General features: G+C 61.8%; 16 protein-coding genes. 4 read left to right on the top strand and 12 right to left on the bottom strand.

Features of this window, described 5'->3' with window-relative positions:
• Nucleotides 1-140: 140 nt before the first annotated feature.
• Nucleotides 141-1907 (bottom strand): ABC transporter family substrate-binding protein, encoded by a 1767-nt coding sequence (locus ASH00_RS02015; protein WP_056544307.1) that lies wholly within the window; start codon nucleotides 1905-1907, stop codon nucleotides 141-143.
• A gap of 293 nt (nucleotides 1908-2200) precedes the next feature.
• On the opposite strand from ASH00_RS02015, the gene arfB reads away from it, so the two are divergent.
• Nucleotides 2201-2641: an alternative ribosome rescue aminoacyl-tRNA hydrolase ArfB gene (gene arfB / locus ASH00_RS16300; protein WP_082565837.1), complete on the top strand. Its 441-nt coding sequence runs from the start codon at nucleotides 2201-2203 to the stop codon at nucleotides 2639-2641.
• A 21-nt stretch (nucleotides 2642-2662) separates the two neighbouring features.
• On the opposite strand, the gene ASH00_RS16930 is transcribed toward arfB, so the two are convergent.
• The 3 genes from ASH00_RS16930 to ychF form a co-directional block, all read right to left on the bottom strand.
• On the bottom strand, nucleotides 2663-3034 hold the full coding sequence (locus ASH00_RS16930) for a hypothetical protein (RefSeq protein WP_082565836.1): 372 nt from the start codon (nucleotides 3032-3034) through the stop codon (nucleotides 2663-2665).
• 61 nt (nucleotides 3035-3095) lie between these two features.
• The gene (locus ASH00_RS02010) at nucleotides 3096-3521 is read right to left on the bottom strand and encodes a type II toxin-antitoxin system VapC family toxin (protein ID WP_235563121.1); all 426 of its coding nucleotides are present in this window, start codon (nucleotides 3519-3521) and stop codon (nucleotides 3096-3098) included.
• 498 nt (nucleotides 3522-4019) lie between these two features.
• Nucleotides 4020-5105 (bottom strand): redox-regulated ATPase YchF, encoded by a 1086-nt coding sequence (gene ychF, locus ASH00_RS02005; RefSeq protein WP_056544300.1) that lies wholly within the window; start codon nucleotides 5103-5105, stop codon nucleotides 4020-4022.
• Nucleotides 5106-5202: 97 nt separating this feature from the next.
• Here ychF and ASH00_RS02000 point away from each other — a divergent pair, with 97 nt between their 5' ends.
• Entirely contained in the window at nucleotides 5203-6444 is a 1242-nt protein-coding gene (locus tag ASH00_RS02000; protein WP_056544297.1) for a DNA recombination protein RmuC, read from the top strand.
• A gap of 22 nt (nucleotides 6445-6466) precedes the next feature.
• Here ASH00_RS02000 and ASH00_RS01995 read toward each other — a convergent pair whose 3' ends face one another.
• Nucleotides 6467-7552 carry a 4-hydroxy-3-methylbut-2-enyl diphosphate reductase gene (locus ASH00_RS01995; RefSeq protein WP_056544292.1) on the bottom strand — a complete coding sequence of 362 codons (1086 nt, stop codon included), beginning with the start codon at nucleotides 7550-7552 and terminating at the stop codon, nucleotides 6467-6469.
• 101 nt (nucleotides 7553-7653) lie between these two features.
• On the bottom strand, nucleotides 7654-8496 hold the full coding sequence (locus tag ASH00_RS01990) for a hypothetical protein (protein ID WP_056544290.1): 843 nt from the start codon (nucleotides 8494-8496) through the stop codon (nucleotides 7654-7656).
• 255 nt (nucleotides 8497-8751) lie between these two features.
• Here ASH00_RS01990 and xseA point away from each other — a divergent pair, with 255 nt between their 5' ends.
• Both xseA and ASH00_RS01980 read left to right on the top strand, forming a co-directional pair.
• The gene (xseA, locus tag ASH00_RS01985; protein WP_056544287.1) at nucleotides 8752-10080 is read left to right on the top strand and encodes an exodeoxyribonuclease VII large subunit; all 1329 of its coding nucleotides are present in this window, start codon (nucleotides 8752-8754) and stop codon (nucleotides 10078-10080) included.
• The gene (locus tag ASH00_RS01980) at nucleotides 10077-10331 is read left to right on the top strand and encodes an exodeoxyribonuclease VII small subunit (RefSeq protein WP_056544284.1); all 255 of its coding nucleotides are present in this window, start codon (nucleotides 10077-10079) and stop codon (nucleotides 10329-10331) included. The genes xseA and ASH00_RS01980 overlap by 4 nt, the downstream gene beginning before the upstream one ends.
• Here the strand turns inward: ASH00_RS01980 and ASH00_RS01975 are convergent, their stop codons facing one another.
• From ASH00_RS01975 to ASH00_RS01950, 6 genes are all read right to left on the bottom strand, one after another.
• Nucleotides 10332-11186 carry a polyphosphate kinase 2 family protein gene (locus ASH00_RS01975; RefSeq protein WP_056544279.1) on the bottom strand — a complete coding sequence of 285 codons (855 nt, stop codon included), beginning with the start codon at nucleotides 11184-11186 and terminating at the stop codon, nucleotides 10332-10334. It abuts the gene before it with no gap.
• Nucleotides 11187-11224: 38 nt separating this feature from the next.
• Nucleotides 11225-12442, bottom strand: coding sequence for a pyridoxal phosphate-dependent aminotransferase (locus ASH00_RS01970; protein WP_056544277.1), 1218 nt, complete (start codon nucleotides 12440-12442; stop codon nucleotides 11225-11227).
• Nucleotides 12443-12520: 78 nt separating this feature from the next.
• Nucleotides 12521-13492, bottom strand: coding sequence for an ABC transporter substrate-binding protein (locus tag ASH00_RS01965; protein WP_056544274.1), 972 nt, complete (start codon nucleotides 13490-13492; stop codon nucleotides 12521-12523).
• Nucleotides 13489-14238, bottom strand: coding sequence for an ABC transporter permease (locus ASH00_RS01960; RefSeq protein ID WP_082565835.1), 750 nt, complete (start codon nucleotides 14236-14238; stop codon nucleotides 13489-13491). The genes ASH00_RS01965 and ASH00_RS01960 overlap by 4 nt, the downstream gene beginning before the upstream one ends.
• Nucleotides 14238-14951 carry an ABC transporter permease gene (locus ASH00_RS01955; RefSeq protein WP_056544271.1) on the bottom strand — a complete coding sequence of 238 codons (714 nt, stop codon included), beginning with the start codon at nucleotides 14949-14951 and terminating at the stop codon, nucleotides 14238-14240. Before ASH00_RS01955 ends, ASH00_RS01960 begins: the two co-directional genes overlap by 1 nt.
• A gap of 1 nt (nucleotide 14952) precedes the next feature.
• Complete coding sequence (locus tag ASH00_RS01950) at nucleotides 14953-16071, bottom strand: ABC transporter ATP-binding protein (protein WP_056546497.1); 1119 nt, start codon at nucleotides 16069-16071, stop codon at nucleotides 14953-14955.
• Nucleotides 16072-16151 lie beyond the last annotated feature (80 nt).

Raw genomic sequence — 16151 nt, 5'->3', positions numbered from 1 at the left:
GTGTAATCCACGTTACGTTTAGTCGAAATTTGGCACTTGCCAATCACTGAAGAAGTGCCGGAGCACCCGAAAGCGCTGGGGCCAATAGTGCGACCCCAGCGCTTTCGATTAGCTAGTGAACGTGGGCGGTGCGGAGCTGTTTAGGCTACCGACCACTCCCAGAAGTTCCACCAGACTCCAACCAGACCCGGGTTGAAGGTCAGACCCTGCACGGCCTCATCCGCAGCGTTGATGCCGATGGACTGGAACAGGGGCAGACCGTAGCCGGTCTCGAAGAGACGGGTGTCAACGACGATCTGGAGCTCCTGCTGCTCTGCCGGATCGATGGTGACAATCAGCTCGTCCATGGCGGCCTGTGCTTCTTCATCGCAGAAGCCGTTGAAGTTGGAGGCAGAGTCACAGCCGTACAGCTGAGGCACACCGTTCACTCCTACGCCAGGGCTGACCCAGCCGAAGATGGTTGCGTCATAGGTTCCGCCGCCAAGGGCTGAGCCCCATTCGTTACCGGGAAGCCCGCCGTCAACCACGGTAAAGCCAGCCTGCTCGGCGCTCTCCGCGATCAGCGTGTAGGCGTCAACCCGGTTCGGGTTGTCAGCGTTGTACATGATGCGAACCTCAGGGGTTGCACCTGCCAGCAGTTCCTTGGCCATGTCGATGTTGGGCTCAGCGAATTCCTGAGATCCGTTGACCGGTACAGCGGCGTCATAGCCGTCCGTTCCGATGTCGAAGATCTGGGAGTTGCGGGGCTCAGCTTCGGGATCCAGCGGGCCGATGACCGACTCGACGATGGAATCGCGAGGGATGGTGTACATGAACGCACGGCGAACATTCTCATCTTCGAACACGCCGGAGTAGTTCAGGTCGATGTGGTCGAAGGAAAGCTCTTCGCCCTCAAGGATCTGGATTCCGTCGATTGCCTCGAGGGAGGCAAGGGTGTCAGCGGAGGCCTGCGGCTGAACAATGTCAACCTCGCCGTTCTGAAGAGCCTGGACCTGGGCGTTGGCATCACCGATGTAGCGGATGGTGATTTCATCCAGTGCGGGCTCAGGGCCCCAGGCGTAGTCCTCGTTGCGGACCAGCGTCATGGACTGGTCAGGAGTCATGTCCTGAACGATGTACGGCCCGTTCGACAGGTAGAGTGCCGGATCAGACGGCAGCGTGGTGGTGTCGAATGCTGTGTTCCAGTACTCAGCTACCGCCTGCAGATCCGGACGATCCTCGGGGCTCTCAGGATCTCCTGCGGGAGCGGTCTGAATCAGTTCGACCAGGGCGTCCTCATCAGCCAGTCCGCCACCGGTGGCAACAACGTGCGCCGGGGTGTCGAGGATGCCGAACGCAATTTCGTAATCAGCGTACGGCTCGGTGTATTCGAGCGTCATGGTTCGTCCGTCTTCACTGATTTCAGGAAGACCAGTCAGTCCGAGTCCGTCGGTGGCGCCGGCGTAAGCGAAGTAGGTGGTTCCGGTTTCAGCATCGGGGTTTTCATCATCGAAATAACCCGACTGTACGGCCCAGGACAGCAGAAGGTCGCCGGCATCGACGGGCTCGCCGTCGGACCAGGCAACGCCCTCATTGATCGTGTACTCAACGGTGAGCGGATCCTCAGACGTCACTTCATAGGTGCCGAATTCTTCGTTGCGGATGACCTCGAGCGCGTCATTCACATAGTAGAAGTCCTGATGCGTCAGGTAGCTGACCTTGCCGTTGATGTCGACGTTGCCCGTGGCGCTGTCAGAGTTGAACGAAGTAAAAGGGTTGACCTCGGCAACGGTTACGGCGCCGCCTGATGCTTCGCCCTCGCCGCCTGTGCCGGGATCTTCGCCGCCGCCGCTTTCGGCGCAGGCGCTCAGTGCAAGTGCAGCTATCGCAGCTACACCTACGGCTTTGGAAGTACGTCCGAAACGCATTCCGCCTCCTTGTTTCATGTTGTGGAAGATGTCCTTCATGGTTTTACAAAGGACTGACACGCACTTTGATTCAAAGTGGCGTGCCTCACATGCACAAAAGCCTAAGGGGTAATTGTTACCGCTAGGTATCAAAAGCAAAGCGCGGTGATGGTTGTTACCGAGATGCAACCAAATTTTCCCATCAGGGCACGGCATGGCAACGGTGCGGCTCCAGTTGCAGCCCGGCACAGTCATCGACCGATACCCATGCGCAGCCTGGGCTGAACTCTTCCGAATACGGCAGACTTGCAGGTGTGGATAGCCTGCACGTACTCCCGGGTCCCGGCGCACCTCGGGGCTTCACAGTGCCGGCTGGAGAACTGCTCGAGCAGTTCTCCCATGCGTCTGGACCGGGAGGCCAGGGCGTCAACACTACGGACTCGCGTGTCCAACTCAGTCTCGACCTCGGGACTACGACAGCTCTAACTGAGGTACAACGCGAACTCGCCCTCGCGCGACTGGCCGCCCGGTTGTCGGGCACCGTGCTCACGATCAGCGCTGCTGAGCACCGTTCCCAGCGACGCAATCGGACGGCGGCAAGGAAACGGCTGGCCGAGCTCCTCCGCGAGGCCGTCGCTCCCACGATCATCCGTCGTCCAACCCGACGCACACAAGGGTCACAACGTCGCCGACTGGAAGACAAGCGTGGGCGGTCCGAGATCAAGCAGAATCGGAGGCGCCCACGTCCCGGCTAAATCACTTCCGGGCAAGGGAGGTCAGGGAACAGGCACCGCTACATCGACGACGCCGACGAACCGGCTGCCGATTCCCTCGTACTCGCTGCGAACCAGTCCCGGCAGGAGCGGCGGGAGTTCATCGAGGGCGTGGTGGGCGCAGCAAACATACGTGAAAGGCGGCCACCACTTTTTGGGCCGCGCGGCTTCCGAAAAGCCACAGACCACACAAATCAACTGGACCCAGACAGGTCGCTTTCCCGTCCGGTTTTCCCTGGACTGGACGAGCCAGACCGGTGGACTGTCTAGAAGCTCGGATAACTCGGCGTCTGACAATCTGGAAGGGATCCCGTGACGGTGTGCCATCTCCAGCGGAATATCAAGGATCTGAGCTGCTTCACGTCGCGTAACCACCCGTTAACGATATGGGATCCACAGCCCTCCAGCGATCAAAAGCACCTCGATCTTCCCCATTTCATGAAGCGTGGCTATGAACCGTCCACCGGTTGATTAACTCGACACCTGCACCAGCGAAGTCCTTCGTATTCCGCGTCGCATACGTGGCTGCATGCACTCGACAAATTGCAGCAATCTGCGCATCTGCCATGCTGATCGGCAGGCCCACCTCCTCACGGCCGGCGAAGACAGCTGCGTAGTGATCGGCGGCTGCGGCATCGAAGGCGAGCACCGACCAAGTGCCCTTGTAGGGTTGAAGCGCAGTCTCAATGGTCATCGTCATCGTTGACTTGCGACGACCTTCTGGCAAACGGCGCAGGCCGGCCAGCAACTCGGCGAGCGTGATGGCAGTGATCGCAACGTCACCGGTGAGGGACTCCAGCCACGACACGACCCGGGCATCCGGCTGCGGCCTGAACACCTCGGAGACTACATTCGTATCCAAGACAATCAAGCGAGTTCCACCGCCCTGGCAGCGTCGGAGCGACTGGGAATCGGAAGATCGTCGATTCCGTCAACCTCGCGGACAGCCTGTGACGCCCTGCGTGAATCCTGGCTCGAGACTCCACGCATCCGCTAGGGGGTCTGAGCCGATCACAGCGAGGGGGTCAGCTAGTGCCTTCTCGGTCTGATCGCTGTCGAACGCGTATGCGTAGTACCTGATTCCCATACGACGATTCTGCGACGGCAGTACGCTGCGCCGGCTGGCGTCCTCCCATTTGTGGATAACTCGAGCACACGGACCGACTGCCGGCCGACTTCGAACCTGAAGTCCGTCACGGGTCTGCTCAATCGCCGGGATCCCGCTTGCCACTCGGCCAGGCCAAGAAGATCCCGCGGTGCGCCGTACACCGTGCTCCCCCTGAGGACTCGGCCCCTCATGAAGCGCTTGAGGTTCTGGAGGAGCTTCGCGCGGAGAAGTAGACGTTAGACCGAAGCGCGATTACACGTTGAAGCGGAATTCCACCACGTCGCCGTCGACCATGACGTATTCCTTGCCTTCGATGCGGACCTTGCCGCGGGACTTGGCTTCCGCCATGGAACCCGCTGCCACGAGGTCATCGAAGGAGACCACCTCGGCCTTGATGAATCCGCGTTGGAAGTCTGAGTGAATGACTCCGGCCGCCTCCGGGGCAGTCGCGCCCTTGCGGATGGTCCAGGCACGCGCTTCCTTCGGACCGGCCGTGAGATAGGTCTGCAGCCCGAGGGTATGGAAGCCGACGCGGGCAAGCTGGTCCAGTCCGGACTCTTCCTGTCCGTTCATCTCCAGCATTTCACGCGCTTCCTCCGGATCCAGCTCGACCAGATCGGCTTCGAGCTTGGCGTCAAGGAAAATGCAGTCAGCGGGTTCGACCAGGGCGCGTAGCTCGTTCTGACGCTCAACGCTGCCGAGAACGGAATCATCAGCATTGAAGACGTAGATGAACGGCTTGGCAGTGAGCAGGCTCAGCTCCCGTAGATGCTCCATCTCGAGCTTGTCGCTTGCGACCGAAGAGAAGATGGTGTCGCCCCGTTCGAGGACACCCTGCGCGGCCTGCATCGCAGTCAGCTGCGCAGCCTCGCGCTTCTTGATCTTCACTTCCTTCTCAACGCGCGGGATTGCCTTCTCCAGCGTCTGAAGATCCGCGAGGATTAGTTCGGTGTTGATCGTCTCCATGTCGGATACCGGGTTCACTGCGCCGTCCACGTGCACCACGTCCGGGTCGTCGAAGACACGCACTACCTGCGCAATGGCTTCAGCTTCGCGGATGTTTGCGAGGAACTGGTTACCGAGGCCTTCACCTTCCGAGGCTCCCTTGACGATGCCGGCAATGTCCACGAAGGACACCGTTGCGGGCAGCACGCGCTGAGAGCTGAACAGTTCGGCCAGCTTTCCCAGGCGCGGGTCCGGAAGACTGACAACTCCGACGTTCGGCTCGATCGTTGCGAACGGATAGTTCGCGGCCAGGACGTTGTTCCTGGTGAGAGCGTTGAAGAGGGTTGATTTGCCGACGTTGGGCAGTCCGACGATGCCAATAGTAAGAGCCACGGGAAAACAGTCTACCGTCGTGGACGAGGCATTGGCGCGGAGCCCCGCGGAGCCGACCTATCCCGGAATTGTCGGAGGCACCTGCCATGGTAGAGAAATGGACGGAAACACTCTTCTTCTCGTAGTTCTCACCGCAGTGCTGGGGCTGGTCTTCGGTGCGGGTATCGCCGTCGTGCTCTTGCGCCCGGTCCTCGCCGGGCTGCGCAATGACATGGACGACGCCGGCACCCGGCTTGGCACGGCGGTGTCTGCCCGTGCCGCGGCAGAAGCGGAGAACCGGATCCTGCTCGCACAGAACCGGCAGCTTCTCGAACAGTCCGGCCAGGACCAGTCGGTTCTGCGTGCCATTGCACCGCTGGCGGACAAGCTCGGACAAGTGCAGGCGCACGTGGGTCACCTGGAAAGGGAACGTGCGCATCAGTTCGGTCAGCTCGCGCAGCAGCTGCAGGAGGCACAGCTATCGGATTCGAAGCTGTTGTCCACGACTCACTCGCTGGCTTCCGCGCTCCGCAGCACCACCGCGCGCGGGCATTGGGGTGAAGTGCAGCTGAGGCGGATTGTGGAAGCCGCAGGCATGCTCGCCCGTGTGGATTTCTCCGAGCAGGCCACCCTCACCATCGCGTCCCGGGAGGGATCCTCCAACCTTGTCCGTCCCGACATGGTCATCCAGCTGCCGGGGAACAAGCAGATCGTCGTCGATTCAAAGGTCCCGCTGGATGCTTACCTCGAAGCCCAGTCCCAACCGGGCGGAGAGGACCAGGAGCGCAATGGTTCGGAGGAATCGCGCCGCAGCGAACTCCTGACCCAGCACGTCAAGGCGGTTCGCTCGCATGTGGACGCGCTGGCGCGGAAGAAGTACTGGGAGGGGACCGACAACTCCCCCGATCTGGTGGTGTGCTTTATTCCGCTCGAGTCGGTGCTGTCGAGCGCACTCCAAACGGACCCGGCGTTGCTGGACTACGCCTTCGCGCGGAACGTGGTGCTGGCCTCCCCCGTGACGCTGCTCGCGATCCTGAAGGGCGTGGCGTTCAGCTGGCGTCAGGATGTCCTCACGGAGAATGCCAAGGAGTTGTATGATCTCTCGCGAGAACTGTATGAGCGTCTGGGCACCATGGGTTCGCACATTACCCGCCTGGGAAGTTCACTCAAGAGCTCGGTCGAGAAGTACAACTCGTTTGTCGGCACACTGGAATCCCGGGTGCTTCCCACCGCGCGCCGGATCAACGCATTTGAGACGGACGCGAGCGCCTCAGAGCTGACCACCAAGCCGGTGGAGACCACACCCCGGCTGTTGAGCGCGCAGGAACTCATCGATACAGAATCGGAGCGAACGGCGTAACTTACGGCTTGCTGGAGAGGCGTCAGGAAGCGGGGCGCTGTCCCCGGCCGCCGAGCCCGCTCGAGGGATCTCCCATGGCCTTCAGCGCTGCCCGTATTTCCTTCGGCAGCGAGAAGATGATGTCCTCTTCTGCAGTAACCACTTCTTCGACGTCCGCGTAACCATAATCGGCGAGCAGCCGCAGGACGTCCTGCACCAGATTCTCGGGCACGGAAGCGCCTGAGGTGACTCCGACCGTGGACACTCCTTCAAACCAGGACTCATCCACTTCATTGGCGAAGTCAACGCGGTGTGAAGCCTTCGCTCCGTACTCAAGCGCTACCTCGACCAACCGCACGGAGTTGGAGGAGTTTGCGGAGCCCACCACAATGACGAGATCCGCATCCGGCGCAATCTTCTTGATTGCCGCCTGCCGGTTCGACGTGGCGTAACAGATGTCATCGCTCGGAGGATCCTGCAGCGTAGGAATCCGCTTCTTCAGCAACGCCACAGTCTCCATGGTCTCGTCGACGCTGAGCGTGGTCTGCGAGAGCCAGATCACCTTGCTGGGGTCGCGCACCGTTACGCTGTCCACGTCTTCAGGTCCGTTAACGATCTGGATATGTTCAGGGGCTTCGCCGGCGGTTCCCTCCACCTCTTCATGGCCATCGTGACCGATCAGAAGGATGTCGAAGTCATCCCGCGCGAAACGCACTGCCTCGCGGTGTACCTTGGTCACCAACGGACAGGTGGCGTCGATGGTCCGGAGATTGCGCTCTTCTGCTGACCTGATCACTGCGGGCGAGACTCCGTGTGCAGAAAACACCACGAGCGCTCCTTCCGGAACCTCGTCGTTCTCCTCAACGAAAATGGCGCCCTTCTCCTCCAGGGTGGATACGACGTGGAGGTTATGGACGATCTGCTTCCGCACATACACCGGCGGCCCGTAGTGTGCCAGTGCCTTCTCTACGGCGATGACGGCGCGGTCAACGCCCGCACAGTATCCGCGGGGCGCAGCCAGGAGTACCTTGCGTTGGCCAGCGACCGGTGCAGCGGCGTGGACTTCTTCCGGCGAGCGCCGGTTCCGGGGCACCATGGGCATGGGTACCGATACAGCTGTGGAGGACATACCTCCATGCTAACGGCCCGCACATCTCCGTCCGGCGGGGCATGCGTGCTGTCCGCTCAGAGCCGAGCGCTTCAGTGAGCAGAAAAGTAGGAGGTGCGGTGCTAGCGGCGGGACCCACTGAGCAGCCGACCCACGACGCCCGCGACCAGCAGCAGGATCCCCGCTGCCAACGCCGCGAGACACCATTCCTGGAAGCTGGATGCTGCGCGCTCGGCAAGCGCGGCCTTGAAGACGTCGGCCACTGCACTTTCATCCCCAACCTGGCTCGCCAGGCCGGGCACCAAACCGGAGCCGATCCACAGCACCCCACCAGTGAGCAGGATTCCGAGTCCGAGGAGAGCGAGCGTTGTGCTTCGACGACGAGCCAGTACAAGGGCGAGAACGGCTCCCACGCCGGCCGCGATCGCAAGTGCCGGCCACAGGTCGGCGGCAGTTTCTGCCCTCTCCACGAGATCAAACGGGTCTGTGCCACCGATATTTACCAGAGTTCGCTCAGGTTCCGGTACATCGACTCCGAATTGACCGCCAAGTTCGGCAGTCACCAGGCCTACGAGCGGTGCAACGTCGAGGGTGAACACCGCGGGACCACCGGAGTCACCATCTAATTGCTCCTGCCCTCCGAAAGTCAGGCCATGTGAGCGCCGCAGGGTGTCCTGCCAGGCCCGATCGAAGTCGGGCAACTGTGCAATGCCCTGCGCGACGTCCCGCACCACCGGCTCCACCGCATTCGCCACTCCCGGAGGCAGCTCGACACTGGCTGTTGCTTCCTCCGCAAGCGCACCTGCGAGCGTACCCGTGAATTCTGCATCGTCAGCAAGAGGCGCGGTCAGCTGGACGAAGCCGTCTTCGGCCACCACATTGGAAGCGAGCCAGGCACTGGGCAGGGCCACCACACCAAGCATCAATGCAAACAGGACAAAGAAGGCCGATCCGGCTGTTCTCATCAGCTCCCGTTCCCTTGATTGACGATCCTACGATTATGCCTGCGCCTGCGGGGCCGTCGTTGCGGCGGCACCGGCGGGCGGAAACTCTCTTCCTGCACATTGCGGTCAGGGTTCAACCGTTGTCAGGAGCACCTGATAAACATTAACCAATGGCACGGCACCAGCTCGTCCCCTCCGTGTAACGCGAAGGTGACAGGTGACGAGTGCCGGACGGGTTGATAGGGCGGGTCTTGTATTGGAAGGAAGCGGTATTAGATGAACCACGACGGCGCGCCGGTAGGCACCGTGGTCACAGCTGACTCTTCCAAGCCTGTGGCTCCGACAACCCTTCCCGAGACGGCGGGTGAAACCTCGGCTGATCACCCCTGGCCGCTCCATGTGCTCTCCGAGAAGCTGAAAGCCCATATCGAGCGCGCCCCCGCCGCCTGGGTTGAAGGGCAGGTTATTGAACTCAACAAGCGCGGTTCCATGTGCTTTGTCACCCTCCGTGATGTTGATGCTGAAATCTCGCTGTCGCTCACGGTCTGGGGCACAGTTCTGGATCGGCTCACCATGCCCCTGGAGCGTGGCTCCCGGGTGGTAGCCAGACTCAAAGCGGACTTCTGGGTGAAGACAGGGCGCCTGTCAATGCAGGCGTGGGACATTCGGCCGGTCGGTCTGGGTGACCTGCTTGCGCGAATAGAGCGGCTGCGCCAGGCTCTTTCGGCCGAAGGACTTTTCGCGTCGCATCGGAAACGTGCGCTCCCGGCTCTCCCCCACCGGATCGGTCTCATCACGGGACGCGATTCCGATGCGGAGAAAGACGTGCTGAAGAATGCCCGCCTGCGCTGGCCTGCAGTCGATTTTGAGATACGCGAGGTTGCTGTGCAGGGCGTCAACGCCGTCTCGCAGATTCGTTCGGCGTTGCTTGAACTCGACCATATGCCGGAGGTCGATGTCATCATCATTGCCCGCGGCGGCGGCTCGCTGGAGGATCTTCTGGCCTTCAGCAACGAGGATCTGGTCCGGGCGGTCTCCGCGGCCACCACGCCGATCGTCAGCGCGATCGGCCATGAGGCTGATCATCCGCTCCTGGATGACGTGGCAGACCTTCGGGCCTCAACGCCAACGGATGCGGCAAAGCGCGTCGTCCCCGACGTCAGCGAGGAGTTGCAGCGCATCCGGCAGGCACGGGCGCAGCTTTCACGCTGCGTGGACCAGCTGATGGCCCGCGAGACTGAGCGGCTGGTACATCTGCGCTCCCGCCCTGTGCTGGCCCAACCGTCCGGAATGGTGAGCGTCCGCCATGATGACCTGGTACGGCTGCGTGACCGCAGCACCATGGCAATTGAAAGTGCAGTAGCACGAGAAGCAGACCGGGTTTCCCACCTTCGCGCCCACGTGAGGTCCCTCTCTCCGCAGAACACCCTGGACCGGGGCTATGCAGTGGTGCAGAACGAGGAGGGCGACGTAGTCCGGACCCCCGATCAGGCACCATTGGATTCCCTGCTCGCCATCAGGGTGGCGGGCGGACGAATCAGCGCCCGTTCCGAAACTTCGAAGAAGGCCACCATCGAATCTCCCACCAGCGAGGATCAGAAATGACCGAATCTCCGGCAAAAGTGACAGAAGCAGCAACCGATGTTTCCCAGCTGAGCTATGAAGAAGCCCGTGAGCAGCTGGTGAAAGTGGTCAGCCAGCTCGAGGCAGGCGGAGTGAGCCTGGAACAATCCCTTGCGTTGTGGGAACGAGGCGAAGCCCTCGCAGACCATTGCGAACAGTGGCTCGAAGGTGCGCGCAAGCGGCTCGCGGCGGCACGCGACCAGACCGATGCACCGGGCGCAGCCAAGGGCTGATCAGGTAGCGGCGAGCTTCGCTTTCTCTGCGGCAACGTCAAAAGTCGCTTTCGGCCAACTGAGCTGCATTCCGGCAAGCACGTCAGTCAGCAACTGCTGGACCGCTATCCGGGCATACCACTTCCGATCAGCCGGCACTACAAACCACGGCGCATCCGGAGTGCTCGTCCGTTCGATGGCAATTTGGTACGCGTGCTGGTATTCATCCCAGAGCGCCCGCTCGTCCAGATCCCCCGGGTTGTACTTCCAATGTTTGTCCTTACGCTCTAGCCGCTCCGCCAGACGTTCCTTCTGCTCTTCCTTGCTCAGGTGCAGCATCACTTTTACGACGCGCGTTCCGGAATCCACCAAACCCGCCTCAAAATCCCGGATCTCGTCATACCGCGCCTCAATCACCTCCGGCGTTGCCAGCTGGCGCACCCGATGAATCAGGACATCCTCATAGTGTGACCGGTCGAAAACGCCGATCATTCCCGGACCGGGAAGCTCCTTCCGGATCCGCCACAGGAAGTCATGCTTCTTCTCAGTGGGCGTCGGTGCCTTGAAGGCATGATGCTCCACGCCCTGCGGGTCCACTGCCCCCACCACATGCCGGACAATGCCGCCCTTGCCCGCGGTGTCCATGGCCTGCAAAATCAGCAGGACGGAGATCGAGCTGCCGAACCGGCTCTCCGCGAACAGCTTCTCCTGCAGTTCGGACAAGCCCTTTTTGCCCGCTTCGAGACGCGCCTTCCCCTCCTGCTTGTTGCCGTAAAAACCCGGTGTTGAGTGCGGGTCTATCCGTGCGAGATCCACATCCGGTCCCGCAAGCAGAGCCTGCGTGGGTGAAACGCTGAAATCGGGTACTACGTGCATGGAACCTCCTCGTTGAGGCGCCCGCCTGGGGGCACGGATCAGGGCTTGTACGTACTCAGGAACTCCGCCAGACGACCGATCGCGTCTTCGATGTCTTCGACGCTCGGCAGGGTGACCATACGGAAATGATCCGGGTTGATCCAGTTGAACGCGGTCCCATGCGAGATCAGGATCTTCTGCTGCTTCAGCAGGTCGAGCGCAAATTGCTCGTCGCTCTTGATGGGGTAGACCTCGGGATCAAGCCGCGGGAACAGATACAGCGCACCCTGTGCGAGTTCGCAGGAAACGCCGGGGATTGCATTCAGCAACTCGTGCGCCTTGTCACGCTGCTGGCGGAGACGGCCGCCCGGAAGGATCAGGTCATTGATGCTCTGATATCCCCCCAACGCCGTCTGGATAGCATGCTGGGCGGGCACGTTGGCGCACAGACGCATGTTAGCGAGCAGGTTGATGCCCTCGATGTAATCGGCAGCGCGATGCTTGGGCCCGGAGATGGCCATCCAGCCGCTTCGGAACCCGGCAATGCGGTAGGCCTTGGAGAGGCCGCTGAAGGTCAGGCACAGGACGTCGTCGCCGGTGACTGAGGCAGCGTTCACGTGCACGGCGTCGTCGTACAGGATTTTCTCGTAGATCTCGTCGGCAAAGATGATGAGGTCATGGCGCCGGGCGAGATCCACGATCTGCTTGATCACTGAGCGCGGGTAGACAGCGCCCGTGGGATTGTTCGGGTTGATCAGAACGATCCCCCGGGTCTGCGGAGTGATCTTCGATTCAAGGTCCTCGACGTCCGGCCACCAGGAGTTGCTCTCATCGCAGAGGTAGTGAACCGCTGTTCCGCCCGCCAGGCTGACCGAAGCGGTCCAGAGGGGATAGTCCGGCGTTGGCACGAGGACTTCCTCACCGTTATTCAACAGGGCCTGCAGCGAGAGCGTGATGAGTTCGCTGACGCCGTTGCCCAAATAGACGTCATCCACGTCGATGTTCTGGATCCCGCGGCCCTGGTAGTACTGAACCACTGCCGTTCGGGCGGAAAAAATTCCACGGGAATCGCTATAGCCCTGCGCATTGGGCAGGTGGCGGATCATGTCGACGAGGATCGCGTCCGGCGCTTCGAACCCAAAAGGCGCGGGATTGCCGATGTTCAGCTTGAGGATGCGGTGGCCTTCCGCCTCCATGTACTTGGCGTGCTCAAGCAGCGGCCCCCGAATGTCGTAGAGGACGTTATGCAGCTTGTTGGATTGCTTAAAGTCGGCCATCAACCCAGAATGCCATAGCCCGGGCCTGCCCCACCGCATTGTGATGAATGCGACTGGGGCATGCCCGGGCGAACGGCGTTACTCGCCGGCCAGACCCTTTTCCTCGAGCCAGTCAGCGGCGGCATCAGCGGGATTGCGCTTTTCGTCGCCGCTCACCTCGCGGTTGAGGTTGATGAGGTCCTCCGTGGTGAGCATGCTGGAGACTTCATTCAGTACCGCCCGCGCTTCCTCGCCGACCGTGTCCAGGTTCACCAGCGGGAGCACCTGCTGGGCGATGAAGTTGTTGGCCGGGTCTTCAAGCACCACAAGATCATTGTCGGCAATCGACGGTGTCGTGGTGTAGATGTCGGCAACCTGGATGGTGTCATTCAGCAGTGCTTCCAGCGTCACTGCACCGCCGCCGTCGTTGATTGGTTCAAAGGACTTCGGCACACAACCGTAGTTCTCTTCCAGGCCGGGCAGGCCGTAAGCACGTTCGGAGAAGGTGCTTGGCGCTCCGATCACCAACTGGTCGCAGACTTCGGCCATATCCTCGATCGACGTCAGACCGTATTCCTCAGCCGTTGCAGAGGTGACCACCATGGCGTCCTTGTTCTCGGCCTCAGAAGGTTCCAGGATCCCGAGGTTCACATCGGGCGACTCAGCTTCCAGTGCTTCGGGCAGCGCGCTGACGATGTCCTCTGCCGACTCCGCGGTCGCTTCCGAATCCAGGAAGAGGAGCAGGTTTCCGCTGTAGTCGGGGATGATGTCAACTGATCCGTCGACGAGCGCCTGGTAGTAGATCTCACGCGATCCGATGTTGAGCTGGGTGTCAGCCTCGATGCCCGCGGCGTTGAGCGCACCGGCATAGATCTCGGCAATGATCTGGCTCTCGGGGAAGTCCGCGGAGCCGACGGTCAGCGGACCGCTGCTGCCCTCCGCGCCTTCGCTCTCCGTGCCACCCTGCGGGTCTGAATTAACCCCGCAGGCAGTCATGGCAAGCGCCGCCGTTAGCCCTGCGGTCAACCCGAGCAGGCTGCGGCGGAAGCCGCGCGTGGATGGTGTTCTCATGGTGTTCCTCCTTGTGAACTGACGTGGGCTTCCTGCCCACCGGTCTTTGACGATTCCGCCGGTGCGCGCGATGTCCGCAGGCCCGGCGAGACAGCAAATCGTTGAAGCAGTGCCATGACGCCGTCAACGGCAATGGCAACGACGGCGATCACCACGGCACCGCCGAAGAGGCGCCCGTTGTCCCGCAGCTGGGTGCCTTCGATCAGGAAGACTCCCAGCCCTCCCAAATTGATGAAAGCGACGACGGCGGCCGTCGCCACCACTTGAAGGACGGCTGCGCGGAAGCCGCCGAGAATCACCTGTAGCCCGTTGGGAATCTCCACCCGGAACAAGACCTGCGCTTCGTTCATCCCCATGCTTCGGGCGGCGTCCACGACTGCAGGGTTCACCGAGGAGATTCCTGCATAGACGCCCGCGAGGATGGGCGGGACGGCGAGGAGCACGAGTGCCCAGATCGGCGGCATCAGTCCAAGGCCTGCCAGCAGCACGAACAGGATCAGAACGCCCAGGGTGGGGAGGGCGCGCAGGATCCCGACGCCGGAAACAATGATGATGCGGCCCTTCCCCGTGTGCCCCACGATCAGGCCGACCGGCACGGCAATAGCAGCGGCAATGAGGATGGTGAGCGCGGTGTACCACAGGTGTTCGATAACCCGGACCGGAATTCCACCGGGGCCGCTCCAGTTCTCCCCGAACGTCAGCCACTCGAACATCTGGACCAGCAGGTTGCTGCTTGAGTAGTCCATCAGTAGACACCTCCCGCACGTGAGGCATCTGCAGAGAGGTTCGCTTCATTCGTCACTGTCATCGGGTCAGCGGTGACCTTCGCCAGCCGCGCCCAGGGAGTGAGCAGCCGTTCGAGCAACACCAGCATCAGGTCCATGACGAGGGCAAGGACGAGCGTCACGACTATCCCAATCACGATCACAGTCGGGAAGGATCTGAACAACCCGTCGGTGAACAGGGTTCCGAGGCTCGGAATACCGATCAGCGCGCCTACGCTGACCAGCGAAATGTTGGTCACGGAGATCACCCGCAGGCCTGCGAACAGCACGGGGATGGATAACGGCAGGTCCACGGTCAGAAAGCGACGCAGCGGTGTGAAGCCCATTGCGACCGCTGCCTGGCGAACGCCGTCGTCAATGGAATTGAGCGCATCCAAGGTTGACCGGACCAGCAGCGCCACCGCATAGATGGTCAGAGCGACGATGACGTTGATCATATCCAGGACCTGCGTTCCGAGCACGAGCGGAAGCAACACGAACATGGCAAGCGATGGCACCGTGTACAGCAGTGCGGACGTAGTGAGTATCACTCCCCCGAGCGGCTTGCTGAGCCGGGCCGCCTGTGCAACCGGAACCGCAATGATGACACCGAGGACCAGGGGCAGGATGGCCTGCACGAGGTGGTATCCCGTGAGCTCCGCAATGTAGGAGAAGTTGTCGATGAACCACTGCATATCAGACCGCCGTGTTGTGATCGGTACGGCCGCGGTTCAGGCGTGCCTCCTCGATGAGCTCAAGGACCTCAACCGCTTGGACCACGCCGAGGACCCGGCCATCATCGTCGACTGTCACGCCCAGGCCTGATGGCGCGGATAACGCCGCATCGAGAGCGCGGCGCAGCGAATCACCACGGCGGTACAGCGAACCGCCAGGCACCAGGTCCTCCGCCGATCGGACGGTGTCCTGCATCGCCCGCGGCACCCATCCCTGGGGGCGTCCATCGTCGTCGACCGCCAAAGTCCAGGAGGAATCGACGGAAACGCTCGGATCTGCAAGCCGGCTTACCCTCACCGTCTCAATGGGGTGGACCTGCACCCCACCGCCATCCTGGAAGGAAAGGCGGCGGAACCCGCGGTCCCTGCCCACAAATCCGGCCACGAAATCGTCCACGGGCGCGCGCAGAATCTCTTCCGGCGCCGCGTACTGGGCCAGCCGGCCACCAGTGGCGAAAACTGCCACCTTGTCACCGAGAATGGTGGCTTCATCGATGTCATGGGTGACAAAAACGATGGTCTTCGCGAGGTCCCGCTGGAGCCGCAGCAGCTCTTCCTGGAGTTCGTGGCGCACCACCGGGTCAACTGCACTGAAGGGCTCATCCATCAAGAGGACCGGCGGGTCCGCAGCCAGAGCGCGTGCAACACCGACACGCTGCTGCTGGCCGCCCGACAGTTGGCCGGGGTACCTCTTTCCGAGGGCCGGCGCGAGGCCGACGACGTCGAGCAGCTCAGCTGCCCGCTTCCGTGCAGCTGTCCTGGCCACGCCGTTCAACCGCGGTACGGTCATGATGTTGTCCAGCACGGTGCGATGCGGCAACAGCCCGGAAGACTGCATGACGTAGCCCATTGATCGTCGCAGCTCTGATGCGCGCTGCCCGCCGATGTCCTGGCCGTCAACGAGGATGGACCCGGACGTTGGTTCCACCATCCGGTTGATCATGCGCAGGGACGTGGTTTTGCCGCAGCCCGATGGCCCCACGAGGACCGTGATTGTTCCCCGATCAATGTCCATACTGAGGTTCTCCACAGCGGCCGTGCCACCGCCATAGTTCTTGGACACGTTACGGAACTGGATCATTGCCGTGGGGCTGGAACTGCCCGCGCCGGGGCCTGAAGTCTCGCCGGTCATGAAGCCATACCTTTCATCGACGTCGGGCC

This window comes from Arthrobacter sp. Soil782 (assembly GCF_001428435.1).
In the GTDB taxonomy this organism is placed as follows: domain Bacteria; phylum Actinomycetota; class Actinomycetes; order Actinomycetales; family Micrococcaceae; genus Arthrobacter_D; species Arthrobacter_D parietis.
This window is presented reverse-complemented; position numbering and strand designations above follow the sequence as displayed.